At 65.3% G+C, this 23,358-nt stretch carries 22 protein-coding genes and 3 pseudogenes (1 of these 25 only partly in view); 8 read left to right on the top strand and 17 right to left on the bottom strand.

The genetic code is table 11. From position 1 onward, the window contains the following. Positions 1–91, top strand: partial view of a methionine/alanine import family NSS transporter small subunit gene (locus tag D472_RS24545; RefSeq protein ID WP_017602709.1) — the end only. Its footprint begins 116 nt before the window's first position; 91 of the gene's 207 nt are visible here — the last part of the coding sequence; its start codon lies off the left edge, out of view; the stop codon is at positions 89–91. 108 nt (positions 92–199) lie between these two features. Here D472_RS24545 and D472_RS0101365 read toward each other — a convergent pair whose 3' ends face one another. The 3 genes from D472_RS0101365 to D472_RS0101355 all read right to left on the bottom strand — a co-directional run bounded on the left by D472_RS0101365 (position 200) and on the right by D472_RS0101355 (position 3,088). After that, positions 200–742, bottom strand: coding sequence for a type 1 glutamine amidotransferase domain-containing protein (locus D472_RS0101365; protein ID WP_017602708.1), 543 nt, complete (start codon positions 740–742; stop codon positions 200–202). Between the two features lie 151 nt (positions 743–893). Beyond that, positions 894–1,571 (bottom strand): hypothetical protein, encoded by a 678-nt coding sequence (locus D472_RS0101360; protein WP_017602707.1) that lies wholly within the window; start codon positions 1,569–1,571, stop codon positions 894–896. Between the two features lie 140 nt (positions 1,572–1,711). Beyond that, positions 1,712–3,088: an FAD-binding oxidoreductase gene (locus D472_RS0101355; protein ID WP_017602706.1), complete on the bottom strand. Its 1,377-nt coding sequence runs from the start codon at positions 3,086–3,088 to the stop codon at positions 1,712–1,714. Positions 3,089–3,246: 158 nt separating this feature from the next. Between D472_RS0101355 and D472_RS0101350 the strand changes: the two genes are divergently transcribed. Then, the gene (locus D472_RS0101350; protein ID WP_033302905.1) at positions 3,247–4,062 is read left to right on the top strand and encodes a nucleotidyltransferase domain-containing protein; all 816 of its coding nucleotides are present in this window, start codon (positions 3,247–3,249) and stop codon (positions 4,060–4,062) included. A gap of 100 nt (positions 4,063–4,162) precedes the next feature. On the opposite strand, the gene D472_RS0101345 is transcribed toward D472_RS0101350, so the two are convergent. Next, positions 4,163–4,702: an MOSC domain-containing protein gene (locus tag D472_RS0101345; RefSeq protein ID WP_017602704.1), complete on the bottom strand. Its 540-nt coding sequence runs from the start codon at positions 4,700–4,702 to the stop codon at positions 4,163–4,165. Between the two features lie 50 nt (positions 4,703–4,752). Here D472_RS0101345 and D472_RS27935 point away from each other — a divergent pair. Then, positions 4,753–4,914, top strand: a pseudogene (locus D472_RS27935) (VOC family protein); the annotation flags it as partial. A 25-nt stretch (positions 4,915–4,939) separates the two neighbouring features. Here D472_RS27935 and D472_RS0101335 read toward each other — a convergent pair. Beyond that, a complete protein-coding gene (locus D472_RS0101335; RefSeq protein WP_017602702.1) occupies positions 4,940–5,314 on the bottom strand; it encodes a VOC family protein in 375 nt (124 codons plus the stop codon). 250 nt (positions 5,315–5,564) lie between these two features. On the opposite strand from D472_RS0101335, the gene D472_RS0101330 reads away from it, so the two are divergent. Further along, complete coding sequence (locus D472_RS0101330) at positions 5,565–6,314, top strand: Mut7-C RNAse domain-containing protein (protein ID WP_017602701.1); 750 nt, start codon at positions 5,565–5,567, stop codon at positions 6,312–6,314. A gap of 193 nt (positions 6,315–6,507) precedes the next feature. Here the strand turns inward: D472_RS0101330 and D472_RS28935 are convergent, their stop codons facing one another. From D472_RS28935 to D472_RS0101305, 4 genes and pseudogenes are all read right to left on the bottom strand, one after another. Next, entirely contained in the window at positions 6,508–7,089 is a 582-nt protein-coding gene (locus D472_RS28935) for a helix-turn-helix domain-containing protein (protein WP_275040582.1), read from the bottom strand. Positions 7,090–7,461: 372 nt separating this feature from the next. Further along, positions 7,462–7,890, bottom strand: coding sequence for a hypothetical protein (locus tag D472_RS28805; RefSeq protein WP_017602697.1), 429 nt, complete (start codon positions 7,888–7,890; stop codon positions 7,462–7,464). 251 nt (positions 7,891–8,141) lie between these two features. Then, positions 8,142–8,322: pseudogene (locus D472_RS28930) on the bottom strand (phosphotyrosine protein phosphatase); the annotation flags it as partial. 86 nt (positions 8,323–8,408) lie between these two features. Next, positions 8,409–8,798 (bottom strand): ArsR/SmtB family transcription factor, encoded by a 390-nt coding sequence (locus D472_RS0101305; RefSeq protein ID WP_026117273.1) that lies wholly within the window; start codon positions 8,796–8,798, stop codon positions 8,409–8,411. Positions 8,799–8,876: 78 nt separating this feature from the next. Here D472_RS0101305 and D472_RS0101300 point away from each other — a divergent pair, with 78 nt between their 5' ends. After that, positions 8,877–9,308: an ArsI/CadI family heavy metal resistance metalloenzyme gene (locus D472_RS0101300; RefSeq protein WP_033302916.1), complete on the top strand. Its 432-nt coding sequence runs from the start codon at positions 8,877–8,879 to the stop codon at positions 9,306–9,308. Between the two features lie 448 nt (positions 9,309–9,756). Further along, complete coding sequence (locus D472_RS28530) at positions 9,757–9,894, top strand: hypothetical protein (RefSeq protein ID WP_017602692.1); 138 nt, start codon at positions 9,757–9,759, stop codon at positions 9,892–9,894. Positions 9,895–9,960: 66 nt separating this feature from the next. On the opposite strand, the gene D472_RS0101285 is transcribed toward D472_RS28530, so the two are convergent. Genes D472_RS0101285 through D472_RS0101270 form a run of 4 tightly spaced genes read right to left on the bottom strand, consistent with a single transcriptional unit; the run spans position 9,961 to position 14,766 of the window. Next, positions 9,961–10,884, bottom strand: coding sequence for a TniQ family protein (locus D472_RS0101285; protein ID WP_017602691.1), 924 nt, complete (start codon positions 10,882–10,884; stop codon positions 9,961–9,963). Next, entirely contained in the window at positions 10,881–11,939 is a 1,059-nt protein-coding gene (locus D472_RS0101280; RefSeq protein ID WP_017602690.1) for an ATP-binding protein, read from the bottom strand. Before D472_RS0101280 ends, D472_RS0101285 begins: the two co-directional genes overlap by 4 nt. Next, positions 11,936–14,005: a Mu transposase C-terminal domain-containing protein gene (locus tag D472_RS0101275; protein WP_017602689.1), complete on the bottom strand. Its 2,070-nt coding sequence runs from the start codon at positions 14,003–14,005 to the stop codon at positions 11,936–11,938. Before D472_RS0101275 ends, D472_RS0101280 begins: the two co-directional genes overlap by 4 nt. Beyond that, positions 14,002–14,766 carry a TnsA-like heteromeric transposase endonuclease subunit gene (locus D472_RS0101270; RefSeq protein ID WP_017602688.1) on the bottom strand — a complete coding sequence of 255 codons (765 nt, stop codon included), beginning with the start codon at positions 14,764–14,766 and terminating at the stop codon, positions 14,002–14,004. The genes D472_RS0101275 and D472_RS0101270 overlap by 4 nt, the downstream gene beginning before the upstream one ends. A 240-nt stretch (positions 14,767–15,006) precedes the next feature. On the opposite strand from D472_RS0101270, the gene D472_RS0101260 reads away from it, so the two are divergent. Further along, positions 15,007–16,866, top strand: a complete 1,860-nt coding sequence (locus D472_RS0101260; RefSeq protein ID WP_017602687.1) for an ATP-dependent nuclease — start codon at positions 15,007–15,009, stop codon at positions 16,864–16,866. A gap of 628 nt (positions 16,867–17,494) precedes the next feature. Here D472_RS0101260 and D472_RS0101255 read toward each other — a convergent pair. The 4 genes and pseudogenes from D472_RS0101255 to D472_RS28925 all read right to left on the bottom strand — a co-directional run. Then, positions 17,495–18,340, bottom strand: a complete 846-nt coding sequence (locus D472_RS0101255) for a hypothetical protein (protein ID WP_017602686.1) — start codon at positions 18,338–18,340, stop codon at positions 17,495–17,497. Between the two features lie 79 nt (positions 18,341–18,419). Then, the gene (locus D472_RS0101250) at positions 18,420–19,778 is read right to left on the bottom strand and encodes an AbiJ-related protein (RefSeq protein ID WP_026117271.1); all 1,359 of its coding nucleotides are present in this window, start codon (positions 19,776–19,778) and stop codon (positions 18,420–18,422) included. 247 nt (positions 19,779–20,025) lie between these two features. Beyond that, positions 20,026–21,879, bottom strand: coding sequence for a pentapeptide repeat-containing protein (locus D472_RS27025; RefSeq protein ID WP_051045913.1), 1,854 nt, complete (start codon positions 21,877–21,879; stop codon positions 20,026–20,028). 123 nt (positions 21,880–22,002) lie between these two features. Beyond that, positions 22,003–22,134, bottom strand: a pseudogene (locus tag D472_RS28925) (IS481 family transposase); the annotation flags it as partial. 925 nt (positions 22,135–23,059) lie between these two features. Between D472_RS28925 and D472_RS0101230 the strand changes: the two are divergent. Next, on the top strand, positions 23,060–23,358 hold a 299-nt coding region (locus D472_RS0101230), incomplete at its 3' end, for a GXWXG domain-containing protein (protein ID WP_017602681.1).

Raw genomic sequence — 23,358 nt, 5'->3', positions numbered from 1 at the left:
CCCCGGGGGGCCCGCCGGTGACACCGGCGGCCCCACGGGCTTTACCCACCCCGAGCAGGGGACTTCGACCTCCCCACACCCGACGCGGTGAAATCGTCCTTCGAACCCAAGTCTGCGACCTCGACACGGCGGCCGGGTCGCCTCACACGCAACTCCCCCGCCCCGACCGAACCCCGGACGAACCAGAGACGCCCACGCCTCAGCCCGCGAACTCCCGCACGATCCGCGCGTTGAACGCGGCCAGATCACCGGGATTACGACTGGTGGTGATGCCCTGGTCGGTGACCACCTCCTCATCCACCACCGTGCCCCCGGCGTTACGGATGTCGGTACGAAGACTGGGGTAGGAGGTCACCGTGCGCCCACGCACCACATCGGCCTCCACCAGAACCCACGGACCGTGACAGATCGCCGCCACCGGCTTGCCCTGATCCACGAAACCACGCACGAACGCCACCGCATCGGCGTCCGAGCGCAGGTTGTCAGGATTGATGGTGCCACCCGGCACCACCAAGGCGTCATAGTCCTGAACCCCCACCTTGGAGACCTGACGGTCCACGTCGAAGCGGTCGGCCGGCTCGATGTCACCGTTCATGGCCTGGATCGGCCCTTCACCCAAAGAGACCAACTCCACCCGGGCGCCGGCCTCCGACAACGCCTCACGGGGCTCGACCAACTCCACCTGCTCGACCCCGTCGGCGGCCAAGATCGCCACCGTCCTACCGGTCAATTCCTGTGCCATGACATCCTCCTGCGAAACATCGCGTTCAGTCGGTCCTGCACAAGTCCCGTGCCACGTTGGCCGCCCTACCCACCAAAGCCCCTTTATTCACCCCACCACCCGAGGAACCCCGACCCGACCACCACCCACGACCTGAGACCGCCCCCGCCCCTCAACCTCGTGTGCCCTCCCACGCCCGAGCGGGCACACGCTCGAGCAGATCGATGAGCACATCAGCCGAAGCCACCACCGCGTCCGGCTCCAACCCACCCTCGGCCCAGGTCAACAGGTGATCACCGATGAACCGGAACGGAGTTCGCTCCTTGGGCCGCTCCAACAACCAGGCCCGCACCGGTGCGTCCAGCACCGTCACGGCGAAGGCCTCATCACCACAACAGACACCGAAGACCTCATCGAAAGCCCCATCCCCCGTCCGCAGACCGTGCACATCCGGCCCACCCGAGACCGCACACCCCCCATGTTCGACGCACACCTCCAGCACCGGCGTCGGTGGAGTCGACACCGCGACGATGAAGAACCGACGCACGGCGCTCGCACCCCGCCCATCCTCACCACCGGTGTAGGAGTACTCATAGGCCAACACCCGGCACCCACGATGCTCGGCCGACAACACGTGAACGGCCTTGGCGTTCGAAGGCCCCTCCTTGAACGGAACACCCGCGAAACGATCCACCAACTCGGGACGCTCACGGTCAAAACCCCACCCCCGCTCCCGCGCCCACCCCCGCAGAACCTCACCCCGCGCACGCTCGGCCGCCCCGTTCCTCAACGCCAAAGCGATGATGACCACCACAGCCACGGCCAACAGGGCCAGGACACCACCAGACATCAGGGAACACTTCCTCTCAGTGCGGTTTCCCACACTCAGACGCAGCCCGCCCCGCCCCGGGTTCCCAGACCTCCCCTTCACCACCAAGCCATGGACGGAGTCACCCGCCCACGGCTCCGGGAGATCCTTCGATCAAGATTTCAGACGAACACCTTGCCCGGGTTGAGCACCCCATGCGGATCCAAGGCCGCCTTGATCGCCCGATGCATCCCCACCACCTGCGGCCCCAACTCCTCGGCGGCCCCACGCATCTTCAACAACCCCACCCCATGCTCACCGGTGACCGTGCCGCCCAACGCCAAAGCCTCGTCCACGATCACCTCGAACGCCTGCTCCGCGCGCTTTTTGGCAGCCTCATCCCCGGCCGGAACGATGAACAATGGATGCAGGTTCCCATCGCCCGCGTGCGCGATGTTGCCGATGTGAGTATCGAACCGTCGTGCCACCTCTTCGATGGCCTCCAACATCCGCGGCACCCGCGCCTTGGGCACGCACACGTCCTCGGTCAACAACGGACCCAACCGCTCCAGGGCCGGATAGGCCAACCGGCGCGCCTCGAAAAGCGCCTGGGCCTCCTCCTCATCGGTGGACCGCACCGCGTACACCGCACCCTGACCCTCGAAACACGCCAAGATGCGGTCGGCCTCCTCCTGGCCCGACTGCCCGGGTAGGTCACTGCGCGCCAACAGCAACACCTCACCCTCGGCCGACAACCCCATGTTCTTCCACTCATCCACCGCACGCAGACAGAACCGGTCGATCAACTCCATCGCCGAAGGCACCACCCCCGCCGCCGACACCGACGCCACCGCGCGCCCCGCATCGGCCAACGAATCGAAGTAACCCACCACCGTGTGCTCCACACCACGGCGCAACGGCACCAACCGCAACGTCACCTCGGTCACCAACCCCAAGGTGCCCTCCGAACCCACCATCAACCCGGTCAGGTCATAACCGGTCACCCCCTTGGCGGTGGTCCGCCCCAACCGCACCACCTGCCCCGTACCGGTGACCACTTCCATCCCCAACACGTAGTCACGCGTGACCCCGTACTTGACACAGCACAACCCACCCGCGTTGGTGGCCACGTTCCCACCGATCGTCGACCACGGCGCCGAAGCCGGGTCCGGCGGATACCACAACCCGTCCCGAGCCACCCGCTCTCGCAGATCGTCGTTGACCACCCCAGGCTGCACCGTCGCGCTCTGCTGAACCGGATCCACCCCCAACACCCGATTCATCCGCTCGAAGGAGACCACCACCCAGCCCCGCCCGGAATTGGCCGCCCCCGACAACCCCGTACCGGCCCCACGCGCCACCACCGGCACCCCGTGCTCCACACACGCACGCACCACCCGCGCCACCTGCTCACTCTCGTGGGGACGCACCACCGCCACCGGCCCACCGAAAGGCGCCCATTCGGCCTCATCGTGCGCGTACCCGGCCATCACCTCCGGGTCGGTGATCACCGTCTCCGCCCCCACGGCGGCCCGCAAATCCCGCACGAGATCGGACATGGGCACGCTCCTCACCCCAAGGTGACGGCGCCCACTGCGCCGACACTGCCCAGCACCCTAACCGGACCCCTTCAAGGCCACCACCCGAACAGATCCCCCAGAGCCCCACCGACCCGAATCGGCTTGCCCACCGCCACCGCCCTTGGGAACCTACCCCCATGACACCGCAGCCCCCACCGCAAGGCGTGCGTCCCGACGGCACCATCGCCCGCGAAGGCTCCCTGGAACGCATCCCCAGCGCCTTCGCCCCGGTCATCACCGCCCTAAGAACCCGCCTGCCCCGACTCTTCGGCCCCCGCCTGCACAGCGCCTACCTGTACGGCAGCATCCCCCGCGGCACCGCCACCCCCACCACCTCGGACCTGGACGCCCTGGCCCTGCTGCACACCCCGCCCACCGCACACGATCAGGCCCGGGCCCAAGAGTTGATGACGCAACTGGACGCCGACTTCACCACCATCAACGGCGGCGGCATCCTGCTCGAACACACCACCTCCATGCTGCGGCCCCTGAGCGAACAGGACGGCGGGTTCTTCGTGGCCTGCCTGTGCACACCCCTACTCGGCCCCGACCTGGCCGAACAGCTGCCCACCTACCGGCCCGACTCCCTGCTGGCCCGCCAGACCAACGGTGACCTGCACCTGGTCCTACCCCGCTGGCGCCACGCCCTGAACCGAGCCGACACCGACACCACCTCCCTGGCCCGCCGGGTGGGGCGCCGCCTCGTCCGCACCGGGTTCACCCTGGTCATGCCCACCTGGGGTGGCTGGACCAGCGACCTGGACCTGGCCACGGACGTCTTCGGCCACTACCACCCCCAACGCCACCACCAGATGCGCGCCGCGGCCCACACCGCACACCACCCCGGCGCCGACCCCGCCCATCTCCACGAACTCGTCGAAGACCTCGCCCCCTGGCTGGAAACCACCTACACCGCCACCCACGGCCGCAAACACCGACCGGACACCTCCTGAACGGCCACCACCAGTGACCCGCCTCGCAAACCCCCGAAGCGGTGAGCCATCGGCCCGACGCGAAACGGTGGCGGCCTCAAGGCCGCTTGCGGTCACACCCCTAAACCCGTTCCAAAGGCACATGGGCCCCCGGTGGAACCCGTACCCCGATCGGTGTTCCCGGCGCCACCTCACCACCGACGAGCACCACGCCCATCACCCCGGCCCGACGCACCAACGTACCGGACCGGTCCCGGTAGACCATCTGCTTGAGCAACCCGGGAGAAAAGTCATCGATCTGCGCGCACGGGTTACGCAACCCGGTGACCTCCACCCGAGCCCGCCCCAACTCCAGGACCGTGCCTTGCCCCAGCCCCAACAGGTCCACCCCACGCGTGGTGATGTTCTCACCCATCTGCCCCGGCTCCACCACGAACCCGGCCTCGGCGACCTCGTCGAACAACTCGGCGTGGATCAGGTGCACCTGACGCAGATTCGGCTGCGTGGGATCGACCCTGACCCGGGAGCGGTGCTTGACCGTTCGCCCCAGGTGAGCGTCCCCCTCCACCCCCAGCCCCGCCACCAACCGGATCCCGGACCGGTTGGCCTTACTGAACGTGTGCTCGGAACTGCTACTGACAGCGGTGACGACCGGACCCATGTTCTCGACCTCATGTAGGGGGCAGGGGAGCCCCCAGCCTAGCCGGTCCTGTCTTGGCCACCGAGGACTGTGACGCCGCCTTCGAACGCGTCGCGGCCGCAGGCGGCGAGGCCGTCCAAGAGCCCGTGGACCAGCCCTACGGTGTGCGCGACTGTGCCTTTTGTGACCTCTCGGGCAACCTGGTGCGTCTCACACAGCCCTTGCAGAGGTGACCTTTCAACGCCCAACCGACCACGTTCAGTGCAGGCACAGACAGAAAGGGTGTCCGGCCGGGTCGGCGTAGACCCGCCAATTGGCCTGAGGGTTCAGCTGGTCGGTGCGTTCCAACACGGTGGCTCCGAGTGCGAGCACCCGCTTCTCGTCGGCTTCGATGTCGTCCACGTCGAAGTCCAGGTGCATCTGTTGAGGGCTCTGCCGGCCTGGCCACTTCGGTGGGCGGTAGTCCGGTGTCCGTTGGAAGGCCAGCGGTGTGCCCTCGAACCCGCGCACCTCCACCCAATCGGGGTCCTCAGGGTCCTGTACGACCTGTCCGCCGAGCAAGTGCGCGTAGAACTCCGCGAGCCGTGCCGGGTCGGGGCAGTCCAGTACGATCGCTTGAAGCCTGCGAATCATCTGCGTTCTTCCTCTCCATCGGCGCCTCGACGGAAGTGGTCGAGGCAGAACAGCCCTGGGCGAGCCCCGGTACGGGGTCGATCTCGAAGCCGCCGTCAGCATCCTTCCCGCCCTCAGGGTCACCGACAACCCGTTTTCGGCCCCCGGAATGTTCGAACACGGGGCGGGAACGGAAACGATCTTGCTCCCAGCGCCCATTGCAGCGCCGATGAAAAAGGCCGCCGGGCCCGCACGATGGCATACTCGGCCGATGGAACCCACCCTGGAACTGTGCTTCGCACCCGAACTACGGTTCTTTTTGGCCCCACGCCGCCGGGACACGGTCCTGCATGCGCGTGCCGATTCCACTTCCACCCTGGCCCACCTGGTCCAATCGCACGGCGTGCCCATGACCGAGGTCGGCACCCTACTCCTGGACGGGATCCCCGTGGAACCCGGCACCATCCCCGCGCCCGGACAGAGGATCGACATCACACCGGTGACCTACCCCCAGGCCACACCCCTTCCCTTGCGCTTTCTCCTGGACGTGCACCTGGGCACCCTGGCCCGACGCCTGCGCCTCCTGGGCCTGGACACCGCCTACGACAACGACCGCGACGACCCCTCACTGTTCCAACAGGCCAACTCCGAAAGGCGTGTCCTGCTCACCCGCGACCGCGGACTGCTCAGCCGCGCCGGCCTGCGCGCCGGCGCCCACATCCGACACATGCGCCCCGATGACCAACTACGCGAGGTCTTGGAACGCTTCGTCCCCGACCTGGCGCCCTGGACACGCTGCCCGGCGTGCAACGGCGTGCTGGTCGGCACCGACAAACAGCGGGTCGCCGCGGAACTACAGGCGGGCACCCGTGCCGCCTTCGATGCCTTCGCCCGCTGTTCGGCGTGTGACCGGGTGTACTGGCCCGGCGCCCACCACTCCCACCTGGCCGAGATCGTGCGCACGGCACAAGAGACGGTCGGCGATCACCGGAGCCGGCCCCGCACCCTGGGGTGTCGGTAAGGAGTGCCTAGTGCCAGGTGAGTGGTTCGGTGAGGGCTTGAAGTCCGGATGCCAGGCCGACACCTCGATCACCGGGGGCTTGACCCACGCCTTGGCCCACAGCGGGGTGGTTCATGGCCCGGATATGGGGGCCGAGACTGGTAGGAGCCATTGATCCAGTGATCTGCATTCCCCATGGATCCCCGCCCGCCGGTCACTGTTTTTGGTTGCTGGAGGCGTAGCGGTTCCAGGTTCCCCCAGCTTGGGCAACGACTCGGGTGGTGGTCTTGCTGTGGAACCCCAGTACCTGAGCGATGACCGGTGCGGGGGCCTGGAGCACGAGTTGACGCAGTGCGGATGTACGCACTGTTTCGTGCCGGGGCATAGCCAGGATCGCTTCCCTCAGCGGCTCCAACTGCGGATTCGGCCGCCCGGTGCCGTCATCCAAAAGCGTGTCCACCTTCTCGGCCAGCTTGCAGGGTCTACCCACCGTTGGGATCGATCCGGGCGCGCTTGGGCCGCAGCGGCACGACCCCATCGGCGAGCCCGCCGTCTCGCCGGTGGCGGTGCGCCGCGGTGCGGCGTTCTCGGCCCGGGTGGCGATGAGGTCGGTGGGTGTGCACTCGAAGATGTCGCAGAGCGCGGCCAAGACCGGCAGGGAGAGCCGTTCGGGCTCTGGATGACCAGGCCCCAGACCTGGACCGAGAACAACGCGATGCCGCGTTCGGCCAGGGGGCGGGCGAGGTCGGTGGCGGTGAACATGCCGTGTTCGGCCATGATTTCGCGCAGCCGCCATTGGTAGCTGACCTGCCGTTTCATCGTTTCGTCCTTCCGGTGTCCAGGGCCGCATTCATCGTGGCATCCATCGTCTTGCACAGGGTCCGGGTGCGAAAGTCCGAGGAGACGCAGGTGTGGAGGGAGGTGGTGGAGGCGTGTTCGTGGCCGACCTGTTCCTGGATGAACCGGGGCCCCGGCCGTCCTCGATCAGGTGCGTGACGTAGGAACGCCGCAACGAGTGCAGGTCGAGGCCGATCGTGTCGCGGTAGGCGGGCAGCCGGCCCTTGCGGCCGGCCCCGCGCACCCGGTGGACCTGGTCGTCGGCGTGGTCGAAGAAGGCCAGGAGCTCAGCGCGGGTGAAGGCCCTCTTTGAAGGGTCGGCTTCGGATTCTTACAGGTGGTGGGTGGTGTTCCACTCGTGGCAGACCTGGGTGGGGTGGGTGCCGAACCTCTTCTCGCACTCGGCGGCCCACTCGTAGGCGGGGTCGGTGAGGAAGGCGCAGAAGGAGCGGACGGCCTCGGCGTAGTTGCGCAAGGTGGACTGTTTCAGGTGCCGGACGGCTCGCAGGTCCCCGAGCCACTCGTCGACCATCTGCGCAGACCACTGCCAGGGCAAGGCATCGGCGTGGCGGGGGAACGCCCTCACCGCGTTGTGGCGGCCCTCGATCGTGGATAGGGCCAGGTTGCGGGCCATCTGCTGGTTGCGCCGGCCCTCCAGCATCGCCTCGGCGACCTGTTCCTCTTCCTCGGGGCGCAGCAGCGTGGTCCCACCGGCCAGATGCAGCCCCGCCGTCCCCGGCACCGTGCCGGCTCGGGTCACGCTCCGCCACCTTCCGCCGATTACATCAAACGAAAGGATCTTTCATCAGGAGTAATCGTCTGGCAAATCCCAGGTGAGAACGGGGGTTTCGGAGTCTCAGGAGGACGTTGGCCTGGCGGTCCTCCTCCTGGATCGGTGCGGGAGGCCCTCCAGATGAGCGTGTTCCGCCGAATGTGCCAGGTGGTCGCTGACTTCATCCGATGAAATAGCGGTTCCTTGGAGGATGGCTACAGGATTTGGCGGCAGGGCCGTGATCTGTACGACGGCGGGGTTGACCGCGTCGGCCGGGGTGGGCCCGGCCGGGTGCACCCGCACTCACCCCGCACCCAGGTGGTGCAGGAACGCGGCCGCCATCTGGGAGCGTCCGGCGGGGTGCACGTACACGAACAGCACCCGCGGGACCTCAGCGCTGGACACCGCGTACCTCCTCATTGGTGAAGAAGCGTTGTGACCACAGCGCGACGTGGACCAGGGCGATCAGGACGGGCGCCTCGACGTGGCCGTCCCAGCGGGGACGCTCACGCTTTGGCCGCCGTCACGGTGCGGCGGGTCAGGATCTGCGCCAGGTGGTCGGTGGTCTCTGGAAGCAGCCGGTAATACACCCAGGTGCCGCGCCGCTCGGCGGCGATCAGCCCGGCCTCGCGCAGCAGTTTGAGGTGGTGGGAAATGGTGGGCTGGGACAGCTCGAAGGCGGAGGTCAGGTCGCACACGCACACCTCGCCCCCCGCCCGGGAGGCGATCATCGACAGCAACCGCAGCCGCACCGGGTCGCCCAGGGCCTTGAAGACCCGGGCCGGCTCCACGGCCTCCTCCTCACCCAAAGGGGTGGTCAACAATCCAGGACAGCAGCCCGCGACCGTGCCGGAGATCGGAGCGGCCTCATCCACCGCGCTCTCTTGATTCGACATGCGTCTATATTGACAAGCTCCGAAACAGGGCGCAACCTTGAATCGATGAATTTCGATACAAGACTCGTGGAGGCCCCCGTGTCCCGCATGCAGCTCGCCCTCAACGTCGCCGACCTGGAGGCGTCGGTAACCTTCTACTCCAAGCTTTTCGGCGTCGAGCCCACCAAGCGCCGCCCCGGCTACGCCAACTTCGCCCTCGCTGAGCCCCCGCTCAAGCTCGTCCTCATCGAGGGTGAGCCGGGGCAGGAGACCCACCTGGACCACCTGGGCGTGGAGGTGGAGACCACCGCCCAGGTCGACGCCGCCGCCGACCGGCTCAAGGAGGCCGGGCTGGCCACCTTCGCCGAGAACGACACCTCCTGCTGCTACGCCCTCCAGAACAAGGTGTGGGTGCACGGCCCCGGCAAGGAGCCATGGGAGGTGTACGTGGTCAAGGCCGACAGCGACCAACGCGGCAAGGCCGAGGACGTGCCGGTGCCAGCCCAGGCCGCAGGCCGCTGCGGTAGCTGAGCCTGAAGGTTCCGGTCCCGCCACGGCAGGAAGGCGCGGGCCGGAACCCATCCCGCACCCGCACTCCGGAAGCCTCTACTTCTGGAAACGCGACCCTGACCTGCCCGAGGACCTGGTCGGCGAGCTCCCCGCGTTCACCACACGGCTGGCCTCCGTGGACGCCTTCTTCGCCCTGCGCGGCTCCTGGCGTCCGGAGGTGGTGCGCGAACACCTGGCCCGCCCCTCCGGGCCCTGGACCAGTGCACTCTGCTGCGGTTCCTGCGCATCCTGGACCGCGACGCACACCCGCGCGACCGGGCGATCTGCGGCCTGGCCTACCACGTCGGTCCACGGGTGGCCGAGATCGTCGTTTTGGACGTGGCCGGCGTCCGCCTCTCCGCAAAGGGCAGCGTGCGGGGACGCGGCAAAGGGCGCCTGGACGGCGGGTACCGCACCGCTGCATGCCCAGGTGCTCGCCACCCTGAAGGAGCTGCTGGACGAACTCGTCCGCCCTACCACGGGGCTACTGATCCGCAACCGCGCCGGCGGAGCGCTGTCCACCCGGGCCGCCGACACGGTGGTGCCCAGGCCGTGGCTTCGGAGCTGAGCCGATCTCTGTCCGTTCCCATTTGAAGTGGCGAGTGCTAGGCACTCTGACCTGGGGATCGCCAGTTCACCTGGGAAAGAACAGTGAGTGTTCTTCTCGTCTGAACTGGCGATTTCCTGACCCATCGCGCTTGGCCTGCTCAGCGCGCTCTTGGATCAGGAGGTACCAGAGCGTGAACAGCTCGATCCCGGTGCGCTCACTCGCTGCCGTGAGGTACGAGCGGGGCACCGGGCCAAACGTTTTCGGAGGGCACCCCCACGTGGGGTCAGTGAGGAACCGGGTGAGGGCCACGGTTTCGGGGAACCGGATGAGTTCCAAACGCCGGAACGTCAAAGCGCTGCCGGGTCCGGGACCATCCAGGCGCGCCGCACGTTCTCTCCACCGCAAAACGTTGGGGAAGCCCCGCTCTCGTACCTTGCCGCTCTTCATGATGTGGCGGGCTCTCCGGTACCAAAACAGGACGTGGGGGCGTGTCCCGATGAGCTTGCGGAACTGCCGGTGGGCCTTGACGACTTCGGGGGTCGTCGCGAGGTCGTGGTGTTCCCAGTACGTCCACATGCCGTGGCGCTCGCAGACGCGGCGGGTCGCGGCGTTGTGCAGCAAGATGACGCCGGTCCATCCGAGCTGGAGGGTACAGCGCCGACATGCCCGCTGCGGACTGAACTTGCGCGACCACAGTTGGGGCTGGTCTGTGACGGTGCTGGGGTCGTGGGCGAAGGGGATACGGAACAGAGGAAGGGCGCGGGCCAGACCTTGCGGGCTGTGTCCGCACAACACGGCGAGCCGTTGGACGGCTGCGGCGTTGAGGTAGGCCTCGGTGCGCGGAAGCCAGTGTTTGCCGGGAGTACATGGTGCGATGTGTCGAAACAGCGTGGGGTAGCGGAGGTGGTTGGCCTCGGCGAGTCGGTAGACGTAGGAGAGGACGCTCTCATTGCCCATCGGGCGCACGGTGATGGGTAGAGCGCGCGGTGGTGTCTGCCATGCCTTCATCCGGCTGCCTTGCGGTTGCTCACCCGCTTGGGGCTGCGCCTCCTGGGCGGGGTCGCGGCTTGGGCCGCGGTGTCCACGGGGATGCCTTCCAGGAGGGATTTGGTGATGCGTTCGCTGCCATCGTGGATCGCCTGACTGGCAGCGGCTCTGATCAGGTGTGTGAGGCTGCCGATCATGCCCGCAGAGCGATCATGAAGGTAGGCGGCCTGCCCGAGGAGTGTGCCGTCGCGGTGGTGGTGCAGGCGCAGGGAGTGTTCGAGTCTGGCCACCAGGGCTTGCCAGTCGCGGCGGTGTTGCGGGGTGGAGTGGCGGAAGGGTTCGGTGGGCTGGGTGACGAAGCGTCCGGCGATCTGTCGCCCGCGTGGACCGGCGAATAGACCAGCGTGCTCGACGTCGATCCCGGCATAGATGAACGTGGCCGGGATCCGCTCGGACAGGTACTTGAGTTGGTCGGAGGCTTCGGCTCCGGAACGGGTTGCCAGGTTGAGGTTGTGGATCTCGTCCACGATGACCAGGTCACAGCCCAGCTCGCACAGCACCGAGCAGACCGCGTTGGTGATCTCCACCTGGCTGTGGCGCGTGTTAACCGGCAGCCCAAGGAAGCGAGCAAATTCCACTGCCAGGATCTTGGGGGTGGCAGCTGGTGGGACCGTCACGTACACGACCGGCATGCGGCCGGCCCCGTTGGGGAGGCGGCGGCGTACGCTGTAATGGTGGGCCTTGCCGAACTGGGTGATCGCGGTCGTTTTCCCGGTTCCTGGGGCCCCGGTGACGATGAGGCCGCGGCGGGCGGAGATCTGGTGCCGGTTGATCACCAGCAACTGGTTGCCAGTCGTGACGATGGAGCGCATCGTGGGAGTGGTGACCGTGACTAGCCGCGCATGATGGTCCAGGCGCGCCTCGTTGTAAACGGTTCGCTCGGTGGAGTCCAGACGCTGGAAGTCCTGCGCGGGCAGCAGTGTCGGCGCTGGTCGCAAGGCGGCGGTGGCGAAGGCGTCCCATCCTTCCCTGGTCGTCAGCGGGAAGTGGGTGCCGACCTCGTTTCCTACGCTCACCAGGCGTTGCCTTCCTCGAAGGGGTTGAACTCCTCGAACGGGATGACCTTAGCTACGGTCTCCACTTCCTGTTCGATCCCGTTCCCGTCGTCTCGGGTTTCCTCGTCCAGGTCCTGTGGCGTGGGCGTTGGAACGCGTGGGCGTTGGGGCATATCGGTGGAGACCCTGGCCCGAGCGGTGGCGGCTTGATCGGGGCTTGGGCCGTCCTCGCAGCGGCGGAGCAGTGCGGCCAGCACCACGGCCAAAGAGGTCTCGTTGGTGGTGTCGACTCCGCGCTTGGTGGCGAGCCTGCGCGCATAGCGCCATGTGAAGTCAGCGAAGGGCCGGTTGACCAGCCCTTGGTGGACCCAGGGCGCCTCGATCCAGCCCTGGCCCCGGTGGTGGTCGCGTACCCAAACTCGGCTCAGGTCGTAGGGGTCGTAGTGGATCTCCCACTTGCCGGACCTGGCGCTCATCGGCGAGGGTTGGCGCCGGTAAGGGTTGAGTTCAGCACTGTCGTAGGTGCGGTAGTCGATCTGCACACCGTAATCGTTGATGGATCGCCACACCGCGGGCAGCAGTTCGATGTAGGCATCGCGGTCCAACACGACCGGAACGTGCCCAGCCGCCGCGACCAGCGCCGCATAGGCATCGTTGGGTGACAGGATTCGCTCAGGCGCATATGGGTGGCGCAGGCCCTCGTGGGGGCGCACCTGCCATCCGGCCACCACCCACTCATCCAGCAGGTCCTGTAGATCGGCCACGTTCCACACCGTGTCCGCATCGACTCGGGCGCCGCGGCGGGTGACATCCCGGCCGGTGTATCCGGTCACGTGCTGGCAGAACAGCGTGTTAATCGATGAGAAGGTGCGCTCCACCACGCTCTTGTCGGTCGGGGTTGCCGGGTGTGCGGGCTGGACTGAGACCCCCAGGCTCTGACAGGCGCGCAGGAACGTCTCGGAGACGAAGACCTTGCCGTGGTCGATCACGATGGTCTCCGGAGCGATCACTGGTTTAGCCGCGGCGTGTTCCATCCGCTGGTCGACACTCATCAGTCGAGCGTGCGGGATACGCGAGGCCGACATCCTCAGCGCCTCGGACCAGCCAGGCCGCATCGGCTCGGGCACCAGCATCCGGGCCAGCAGCAGCGAGGCGTCCACCGCCTTGGGCCGCGCGGGGTGAAGGAGCGCGGAGCAGATGGTGCGTGTGGCGACGTCGACCGCGATGGTCAACTCGGCCCTGCCGATCACGCCGTCGTCCATCACCGTCATCACGTCCAAGGGCGTGGTGTCGATCTGGACCTGCTCGCCAGGACGAGCGGCCGTGGTCGGGGTGAACGGTCGGGCGGGGCGGTTGGCCGAAGAACGGCGAGTGGCTGCCGACCCGAAGGTGTGGCGGCCCACGGACAACACGTCCAGCAACCGGTAGAACGTCGAGGTCGAGGGCATTGGCACCACACCGGCCCCATGCTCTTCCTCCACTCTACGGCGCACCTGGCCCATCACCCGCGCTTTAGTCCCGGTGGAAGCCGGTGTCTGAGCCTCGATCACGTGCACCGTTGCGGTAACCACACGCTCATCGACGTTGCCCGTGGGGCGGTTGCGACCGACCAAGCGCTGATCGACCAGCCCCCACACGCCTTGTTCGCGGTAGCGTCGGCGCATCCGCTGGACCGTGCGCTGCTTGCAGTCGACCCCTAAGGCCGTGAGTTCCTGGGCCTTGGCTGCCTCGCGTTGGGCCAAGGTGGTGTGGGCAGTGTCGTACTCCGGTCGGGGCGCGGCGTTGCTGTCGGAGTCGGGCATGTGTCCGCTCTCCACCTCGATGAGGTGGCGCTCCCACAACCGGGCCCGCTCGGCCACCTCGGCTGGAACACCGTCCAACAACCCCAAAGGGGCGAAGCCCTCTGGTGACCGCACTCCGATCACAGCGAAGTCGACAGCCGACAGCAGATAGGGCAGGAGCACCACCGAGTGCCGCCCGGACGCCGCCACCAACCGGACCGATGTTCCGGCGAGCGCGACCACCGTGTGCTCATCGCCCCCGAAAACAACGCGGTCACCGACCCGCAACACCCCCAGAGTGTTCACCGCACGGCTCCCCTCGCCACCCTCACGGGTGTGTGCTCTCCCAGTAGCAGGGACAGATTCACCTCCAGTTCGCCACGCCACATCAGATAGAACAGCACCGGCAGGGTGCGCAAAGGCTCGCCCGTCTCCGCCGCGCCTTGCATGAGAGGGAGCGCCTGAGCGAAAACGACCCTGAGCCGGTCCGCGACCGCGGTGTCGTAACAGCGCTCGTGGCGGTATCCCGCCAGCCAACGCACGTTCGCTACGAACACCGGGTCGACCTGGCCCCACACCCGGTAATCCCACCCCAGCTCCGAACAAGCCTGGCGCGTGGCCTCGAATGCCCGCTGGTCGCGTGGCTTGATCCGATCGGCAGGCCGTGAGTCCACGACCAGCGCCGAACCGTCCCTCCGGAGGGCGAACAGGTCAGGGGCATGTGAGCGTCCGCGTCCGTCTTCGGCAGTCCAAAACAGCCAGAACGGCTGTGCGGCGATGGCGCGGACCTCGGGGTCGAAGTCCAGGCACATCAGATGATCACGCTCCAGCCAGGACTCGAACGTGATGTGTCCTTGTGTGGTGGCTGCGTAGTACCAGCCGGGGAAGTTGCGCTGCCCTTTGAAGGTGGGGAAGGACCTGACCGGCCGCACATGCTCAAACGGCACCCCCGCGGCTGCGGCCAGCGGTACCCGATGCTCACCGCCGTCAGCGTCGACAAAGCCGAGCTCCATGCCGCGCGGGTCGTTTGGTGCGCCTCCTGTCAGCAGATGCAGGCCGTCGCCCATGGGCCCCTCCTCGCCAGATCATCTGACAACCTGCCACACCACTCGGCAGTTCACCTGAGAAACCGCTAGATCCAAGGGATGTTCTCCCAAAGGACTAGCAACGAGGCGCTTCGTCGCACTAGGGCATGAGTGAGAGACCTGTCGATATCCACCAGCGTGACCCTGGTCTCATGGAATAGCATGATGTGCCCTTGACCAGGCACACACGGCTTTAGGCAAAGCAGGAAGACGAGGACGTCGATGCGTTTGCTGTCCGCCCACATCACCAAGTTCAAGAGCATCACCGACTCCACCGAGTTCGACCTCGCCGGTGACGTCACCGCTCTGGTCGGCAAGAACGAGTCAGGCAAAACCGCCGCCCTCGAAGCCCTCTACCGGATTCGGCCCCTCTCCAGCGGCCACACCACCGGCTTCAACGAGCTGTACGACTACCCTCGTCGACACCGTTCCCGTGACAGGGACTCCATCCCCGGAACCACCCCGATCAAGGTCACGTTCAAGTTGGAAAAAGCCGATGTGGAGGCCGTCGCCGACCAGTTCGGGCCTCAAGCTCTCAGGGGGACCACCGTCGAGGTGAGCAGAGAGTATGGCTCTGACAAGGCTTTCTACTCTTTGCCGATCGATGGACTGGCCGCAGTGCGGCACTTGGCCGGCAAAGCTGGGCTGAGCTTGGATCGCTACTCTGCCAAGACCAAGGAAGAGTTCGTCGCCGCCTTGCGCGCTGACCAAGACGCCGAGGCAGCAGTCTCCCTTGCGCAGGACCTCGACGAACGAAACCTGAACGCGGAGATCCGCAAGATCCTCCACTCGCGGGCACCGAGTTTCCAGTACTTCGACGAGTACAACGTGCTACCCGACGAGGTGTCGATCGAGCGGTTGCAGAAGGTCGACGAGGACAAACTAGAACCCGAGGAGCGCACCGCGCTGGCCTTGCTGCGCTTGGCCGGCGTGGACACCGCCGAGTTCACCGAGGACGAGTACGAGAGCCGCAAGGCAGCACTTGAGGCTGCCGCCAACGAGCTGACCGACCAGCTCTTCGAGTACTGGCATCAGAACCAAGACCTGCTCGTGGAGTTGGACATCGACTACCGCAGGGAGCCAACCCCGCAGAACGCCCATCGGACGGTGCCGTGGCTGAAAATCCGCATCAGGAACCAGCGTCACCGGGTCACGCTGGGCATGGGCGGCCGTTCCAAGGGGTTCATCTGGTTCTTCTCGTTCCTGGTGGCGTTCTCCGAGTACACGAACACCGTGCAGCGGAGGATCATCCTGCTCGACGAACCCGGGCTGAACCTGCATGCCAAGGCCCAGGCCGATCTTCTGCGCTATGTCGAGGAACGACTCGCTCCGCACCACCAGGTCATCTACACCACGCACTCGTTGTTCATGATCCAACCGACCAAGCTCGACCGCTGCCGGACGGTGGAGGACGTCAACAACGACGGAACGAAGATCAGCCAGGACATCTGGAAGGCACGGCCCGACACCGTGTATCCGCTACTGGGCGCGCTCGGTGTGGACATGACGCAGACCTTGGTCATCGGCCCTCACCAACTGCTCGTGGAAGGCCCTTCCGACGTGGTCTACCTCACCATCATGAGCGACTTGATCAGGGCCAAGGGCGGCCGTCCCCTCGATCCCCGCTGGACCGTCACACCGGCCGGCGGACTAGACAAGGTCCCCGCTTTCGTATCTCTGTTCGGCGGAAGCCACCTGTCCGTCACAGTTTTGATGGACGTGGCTGCTGGAGCCAACCAACGACTCTCCCGCCTAGCCGACCGCGGGCTATTGGCGAGCGGGCACCTGGTCTACCTGACTGAGATCACCGGGACCAACGAAGCTGACATCGAAGACCTCTTCGATGTCAGCTGGTACTTGAAGCTCCTCAGGGTCTCCAAAGTCGGCCGTTTCACCAAGACCCAGCTCAACGGTGGCGGGCGCATCGTTAAACAGATCGAAGCCCTGCACGGGGGCCGCTATGACCACTACCAGCCGGCCAACCACCTCATGCGCTCGCCCAGCAACCTGATCGACCAGATCGACGAAGCCACCCGTAGTCGGTTCCAAGAGCTCTTCGACCGACTAAACCGGTTGCTATGACGAAGGCCAAGACTGGCATAAGTCGGTGATCGATTGGTCTGCATTGGGAGCCAAGGAGGATTATTGCAGGATTTGTCGACAGCCCCTCACCGACTTACTTTAGTCGGGTCGACTCTCCCTAATATATGGCGATCCTGAACGTCATTGATGAGAACATCTCCTGCCAAGCAGCCGTATCAGCGCGGCGCCTCAGTCAGGGGGTGGTGCTGGTGGGATGGCTTATTAAAATGTCGCCAGTGCCAATCTCGGCCCCTTGTCTTCCGGAGCGCTAGTTCATCAACTTAGTGGAACCGGACGAACAATCCATTTTAGCGGAAACCCGTGATCCGAAAAAAGCGCTAAGTACGCCGCCAACGCCTTCAAGAATGATATCGACCGCATCCTTGAGTTCGTTGGCGAGGCAGAAGACTCAAAGCTCACGGACCAGGCGATAACCTGGACGTACGAGTTTGCCCTGCTCAAGACCGCCGTCGACCCCGAGCGCCTCATGCTTGTGAGCAAGCCCGTGGAGTGCCCGCACAGTTCACTGAAGCCGCTACCCAGGGATGCCGGGAGCTGCACACCTGATGCGACCGGCCCGAGGTGTCCATTAATCCCTGAACCGCACCTGGGCGCGAAGGCTTAAATTTCAGGGCGCGTACGCCCACTGCAGGAGCCGCGCAATGCGACCCGGCTTTCGAGTCTTCCCCAACACCACATCTTTCTCGTTCCGGAAATAGTTGATCACCGGAATCGGATGGTGAAAGAATTGATCTCTCTCCTGATTTGGAATTCCTTCGGCAATCCATTCGTACCTGATGCCGATCGGGCCGATGTAGGCAGCCATGACGCAGGAAGTGAACCGCGTCATGTCGCGGGCTATCCAGGGCACGTTTGGACTGATCGACATCCCGCGCCCGTAAACTTTATTGACGGAATCGGTGGAGATGATCGCCATGTGCCCATCGTCCATGTCCTCTGCACCATCCATGAAATCGCGCAGCGACTGCGGTACGGGGATGCGGTCCCTGACCATCCGGCACCCGAAATGCTTGGCGTGGTATCGAGCCAGATCCAGTGACTTCTGCCGCCACTCGGAGCCGTACAGCGACCCCAGGTCGATCCCCGGCATGATTCTCAACAGGTGCGTCTCGACGTACTGTGCATAGGTATCGTAGGCGATGTCGAAAGGCTTGGAAGTGTCGTTGTTACACGGTGCGCACATTGACTTGGGGAACTTGATTACACCATAGCGGTCACGTTTGAGGCTGCCCTTTCCTCGGATTTCGCGCCGCTGTTTTCCGTCTCCCCAGACCAGCACCTGACCATCGCCCATCAGGCGCGCCAGGCTGGTGCGCTTGAACTTGTGCTCCCCGGTGGTGGCCGGTCGAGTCTGACACCACCAGCACATCGTGCTCTCGGGGGTGAGGAGGTGGGCGTAGCCTGCCGGATCGGCAAATTCTGTTCCCTCAAAGTCGAGGTTGGAAATCGTCACGTGTGCTCTCCGTTCTCAGTGGCCTTTACCTGGCCGACACCATTGCCAGGCTCACTCTGGCACCACGGGTGATCTCGCATTACCGGAGATCCCGCGGGGTGACGTCAAAGCGGCGGAACAGTGCGGTGAAGAACTCCTCCAGAACTCGGATGGCCCTGAGTTCTTGTTCGAGCTCTTCAGTGCCGAACCGGAAGACCTCGCACCCACCGAGCTTGAGTTCGCGATCGGCGCGCATGTCGTTGGCGTACTTGGTTCGGTCGGTGAAGTGCTGGGAGCCGTCGACCTCCAGGACCACGCGCTGGCCGTGCGGTAGCAGCAGGAGGAAGTCCATTCGGAAGCGGAGTAAAGCTTCCGGGCCACGGTCGCGGACCGTCTTTGGATCCCAGTGCAACCACACTTCCGGCAGTAGCGCCGGCAGTCTGGGGACGGCGGAACCGAAGATACGGTGGTAGAGGCAGAAGAGATTGTCCTGGGCCTGGGAGTTACTGGGCAAGCTCGCGCGCATCCTGTTGTAGAGGTCCCGTTTGGCAGCCTGGGCGTCGGCGCTCTGCCGAGTCTGTTGCCACCAGTCCTGGAGATCGTGCCATCTCAGCCCGTCGGGGCTGATCGGCCGGTCGTAGACCAGAACGTGGTCGAGGTCGCCGACGATCTCGATGTCGTTGTCGACAGCGTTGCGGAACCGCAAGTCGGGCTTGCGACTGGAAGCGAAGATGAGATTCTTGGGCCGCCGGTTGCTGGCCAAACCCACAGGTGTAAGAGCGAACACGGGATATCCGTCGGATGTGCCGTTCTCGCGCAGTTCCACGCCGGTGGTGCGCAGGTGGGGATCAACGGCCGCGACCAGATGGCGCTGGATCTGTTCGTCAGGGGCCAGGTCAGAGGCGAGCATCGCCTCCAGGAACCGGGTAAATCGGGTATGGGGTGCCGTGAAGACACCAAGGACTTCGAACAGCTCTTCGGTGGACCAGTCGCCCGGGTTGCGCAGCACGTGCCGTTCAACCTCGGCCCGCAGGCCCTGCCGAGTGGGTGAAGCGAACAGGCCGTCGTCGGGGAGCCAGAACCTGCCAAGCAGATTCATGAATCGGCCGGGGTATCGGGTCAAGTCTTCCAGGTCCAGGGCGCGGGCGATCTCGCGCCGGACTCGCTGAGAGATCTCTACTGACCCCTGCGCGGCCCACAAAGCGTCCTCGATAGGCCGACGTTGCGATATCGGCAGGGCCACCTGGGCCAGGAGAAGGGCGGTGATCGACGCCAGACCGGTGTCGGTGACCGCCTTGAGACTGGCTTGGAGACGGTCGGCCTTGCTGCCTTCCTCCTTGGAAGGGGGAGGGGGCAGGCCGAGCCGCCGGCATAGGTCGGGGAGTTCGTCATGTGTGCACGTGTCTTTGAGGTCTATGACCACGGGAAGAATCAAGGCACGCAGGTCAGTCTGTTCCACCGTGTCCACCATCAGACGATCCTTGCAGGCACCACAGACAATCTACTTTCCGGAACAACTTGAGGATGACGCCCCATCGCTGATGAGCGTTGCTGAAGGAACTGCTGCCATCAGGCACGAGACCGCGTACGACAGTTTGTCTCGCAAGAGAGACCGGAAAAACCGTGAGCGCATTCTGCCCGCCCGCATCATCCGGAAGGTAACCGTGGGAGAAGTGGGCTCTCGAACCTCCAGTCACGCGGCGAGGTCAACGTCCTTCTCGTGCAGGGCGAAGCCGGCGGCCAGGTCGCCGTTGAGCACCTGGAGCAGCAGGGGGGCGCTCTTCGGTGCATGCCCACTCAGCAGGAAGTAGGACCTCCGCATCGCCGGGCTCGACCGCTTCACCCAGCCCGGCAGGGAAGCACTCCCGTGCAGCCTCCCGGTGCGTGAACTCGACCGTGGAGAAGTTCACGTATCCGCTGAAGAGCCTCGCCCCCACAAAGGACAGCCGCGTCTCTCCGAGAATGATACGCCCGAACGAGATCCTTGCTCTCCTCCTGCTCTGCCCGGTCAGGGTGATGTTGTCAAAGCTCAGAGTGCCGTCCAGGAGCCATGCCTCCTGGAAGTCGACAGCGCCGTCCTCTATGAGGCTGTTGTTGAAAACGATCCCCCCTGGTCCGTTGAACCGCGCGTGGTCGAAGTCCATATCCCCCGAGATCGTGCTGCTTTGGATGAGCACAGCGGCGCCGTCGAAGTGGGCGCGGTTGAAGCCCACCCACCCGGCGAAGGTGGCACCGAAGAAGGTGATATCGCGGGACTCGAACCTGGCGTGCTGGAAGGAGGCACCAGCGATCTTGGTGTGATCGAAGGAGACGTCCGCTCCGCAGAACCGGGCCCGTTCGAAACTGCAGCCCAAGGTCGCCCCGGTGAAGGACACCTTGCCACCGGCGAACTCAGCATCGGTGAAGTCTGCTGTGCCCAGCAGGTACGCATCCTCGAACAGGACCGTCCCACCTCTGAAGCGCGCACCCCGGAACGATACGGCGTCTTCCTCTCTGAGGAACCGGGCCCCGGTGAAGTCCCCTCCGTCGAAGACGACCCTGGAAAAGTCGTACTTCATCAGCCGCCAAAACGGGTCACGGCGCAGGCGGGTCACCAGAACGTCGATGATCGTGTGGCGGACCTCGCGGAAGGACTCATAGGCCAGTTGGCGTTCCCGGTGGGTACTTCGTTCCTTCTCGGTTGCCTCGTCCGGCAGGTTGTCCGGGGCAGGTTCGCAGGGCATGCGCAGGTAGGCGCACAGCACGTCGATCACCATCTGCCGCAGATCGTCGTTGCGGGTGTCGTCGGCCAGGTGGTTCAAGGCGTGTACCCCGGCGAGCCTGACAGCTGGCTTTTCATGGCCGAGCTGTTCGGACGCGGTGGTGAAGCGCTCGGTGAACAGTCGGACATCCTCGCGCTCGGCGTCCTGCTCGGTGGTGCGTTGACGGCGATAGGCCGTGACCAGGAGAGCGATCCCGCCCATCCCGGTGATGATCGCGAAGGCGCGGGTAGTGATTGCCTCCAACTCCTGCGCGTCCAGCTTCTGGGGTAGGTCGAACGGTGGCCGGTCCATTGCGAACCATGCTGTCCCCGACAAGATGGCCACCACCCAGAACCCCACGACCCAACCGAGGAGGACCAGTCGGGTGAGTTCCTTCTTCCTGTCATTCGGGTCAGGCCACCTGGTGAGTACCGCGCTGCTGATCAGGAGTGCCGAGAACGCTACCAATACAACGAGGGCGGTCGACTTGGGCAGTCTCAACCATGTCATCGCAGGTTCTGGGGCCAGAAAGACCACGAGAAGAACCGTCAGGAGCACAGTCAAGAGCGCACATGCGAGGAGCCAACGCCAGGGCTGCTGACCGGGTGGGTCAGGGAGTAGCTCGGGGGTGGATCCGCGTCGAAGCCAGGTGGGGAGGGGCATGATGTCCACGGTAAGCGGCGCTGAGCCTGAAGGAAGACTGCGATGGGTCCGCTGGGTACCCCTGGTTGCCCACAGTTCACCGAGCTGCTGCGGGACCTCTGACCATACTTGCCTCGCCCCCCGGAGTGCGAGGGCCATGTGTGCCAGCGCGTCCACCGACGGCGAGTAGATGATGTGGAAACGGGTGGGCTTCGACGACGAGCTCATGCCCAAACTCACCAAGGCCTGGCAGAGCGTGGTCGAGCACCGCACCCTGGTCGTGCCCGGAGCGGTGGTCTCCTAGATGTATTGGCCCGGAGGGTTGTTCACGCACCTGACGGGCTGCTGGTCGTCGAGTGCGGTGTGGCACCGGTGGTGGTTGTAGGTGTGGAAAAAGTCCGCCGGGGCATCGGTGCGTTCGGCGTGGGCGGAGCGCCCACAGGAGAGCAGGCACAACTCTCCACCCATGGCCCGTTCTTGCCAGATCACCTGACAACTCGCCACGTCGCTCGCCAGTTCGCGTGAGGAGTCGCCAGGTCCGGTGAGAACCGACAATCTCTGTCGGTTGTCATCGGAGTTGGCGAACTCGGTGTGGTCTGACCAGGCGTTCGCCACTTCGAGTGAGAAGCCCTGGGACGGATCTCTCTCATCTGAGGTGGCAACTTCCTGGTCTCGGGCGCTGAGCCTGCACAGTCTGCTCCCTGAGGAGCGGGTGCAACCCTGCACTCGCACCTCTCCTTGCCAGATCAGCTGGCAACTCGCCACGTCGTTCGCCAGTTCACGTGAAAAGTCGCCAGGTCCGCCGAGAACCGACACTCGGACAGCTCGCCCCACCCTTAGCCTCATACAATTTCGTTTAGTTGGAAACGTTACAACGTAACGTATTTGGTTACGTTGGCACTCCGAGCCCCCGAAGAGCCCGAAATCCTGACCCCCGATAAGTCAACCTTATCGGGGGTCAGGCCAGGGGTGGGGGCACAGACGTCGCAGAGGCCCGGAGTTTCGTTGGCAGCGAGCAGAACCCCTGGTCGGCGCCCTCCGAAAACGAGATGGATACAGCCCAAGCTGTACAAACGCGGAGAGGGGCCCAGAGCCTCCCGACCCCACCGCCCCCCACGACAGCAGGACAGCAGGACAGCGCTCCACACCTCGGCCCTCCATGCGAAGGAACCGGGAACACCGACCGCCCCCTGGGCCGGCACAGACGGTCCACTTCTCAGCCAAGAGCCTCGTCATTCCTGGAGAGTGAACCCGCCACCGGCTAGCGTCGACCCCAACCCCGTAAACGAGGTTCCCGTGGCCACCACCGACCGCGACGCTCGGCCCGAGCACCACCGCCCCGACAAGAGGTGACGCCATGTCCCCCTACGACAGCACACGAGGTGACGAACTACGGCGCCTGGAAGAACATCCGGGCAGCCCCCAACAAGCACTGGCCTTCTTCGACACACTCCCTCCCGCCCGACTGGAGGAGATGCCGGGCCTGTGGAAGGGCTCCGGCCTCAAGACCGGACACGCCTGGGACGGCCTGCTGGAAGACTTCGGCTGGTACGGCAAAAGGTTCGACGACACAGAACACGCACACCCGCTGGTCTTCCGCGGCGACCGGCGTCTTTTCTGCGTCAACCCCTCACTCATGCTTTTGAACCTGCTCAC

Origin of the sequence: Nocardiopsis alkaliphila YIM 80379 (assembly GCF_000341005.1) — a bacterium.
GTDB classification, from domain to species: Bacteria; Actinomycetota; Actinomycetes; order Streptosporangiales; family Streptosporangiaceae; genus Nocardiopsis; species Nocardiopsis alkaliphila.
Note: the sequence above shows the minus strand (reverse complement) of the source record. Positions and strands in the feature narration are given on the sequence as shown.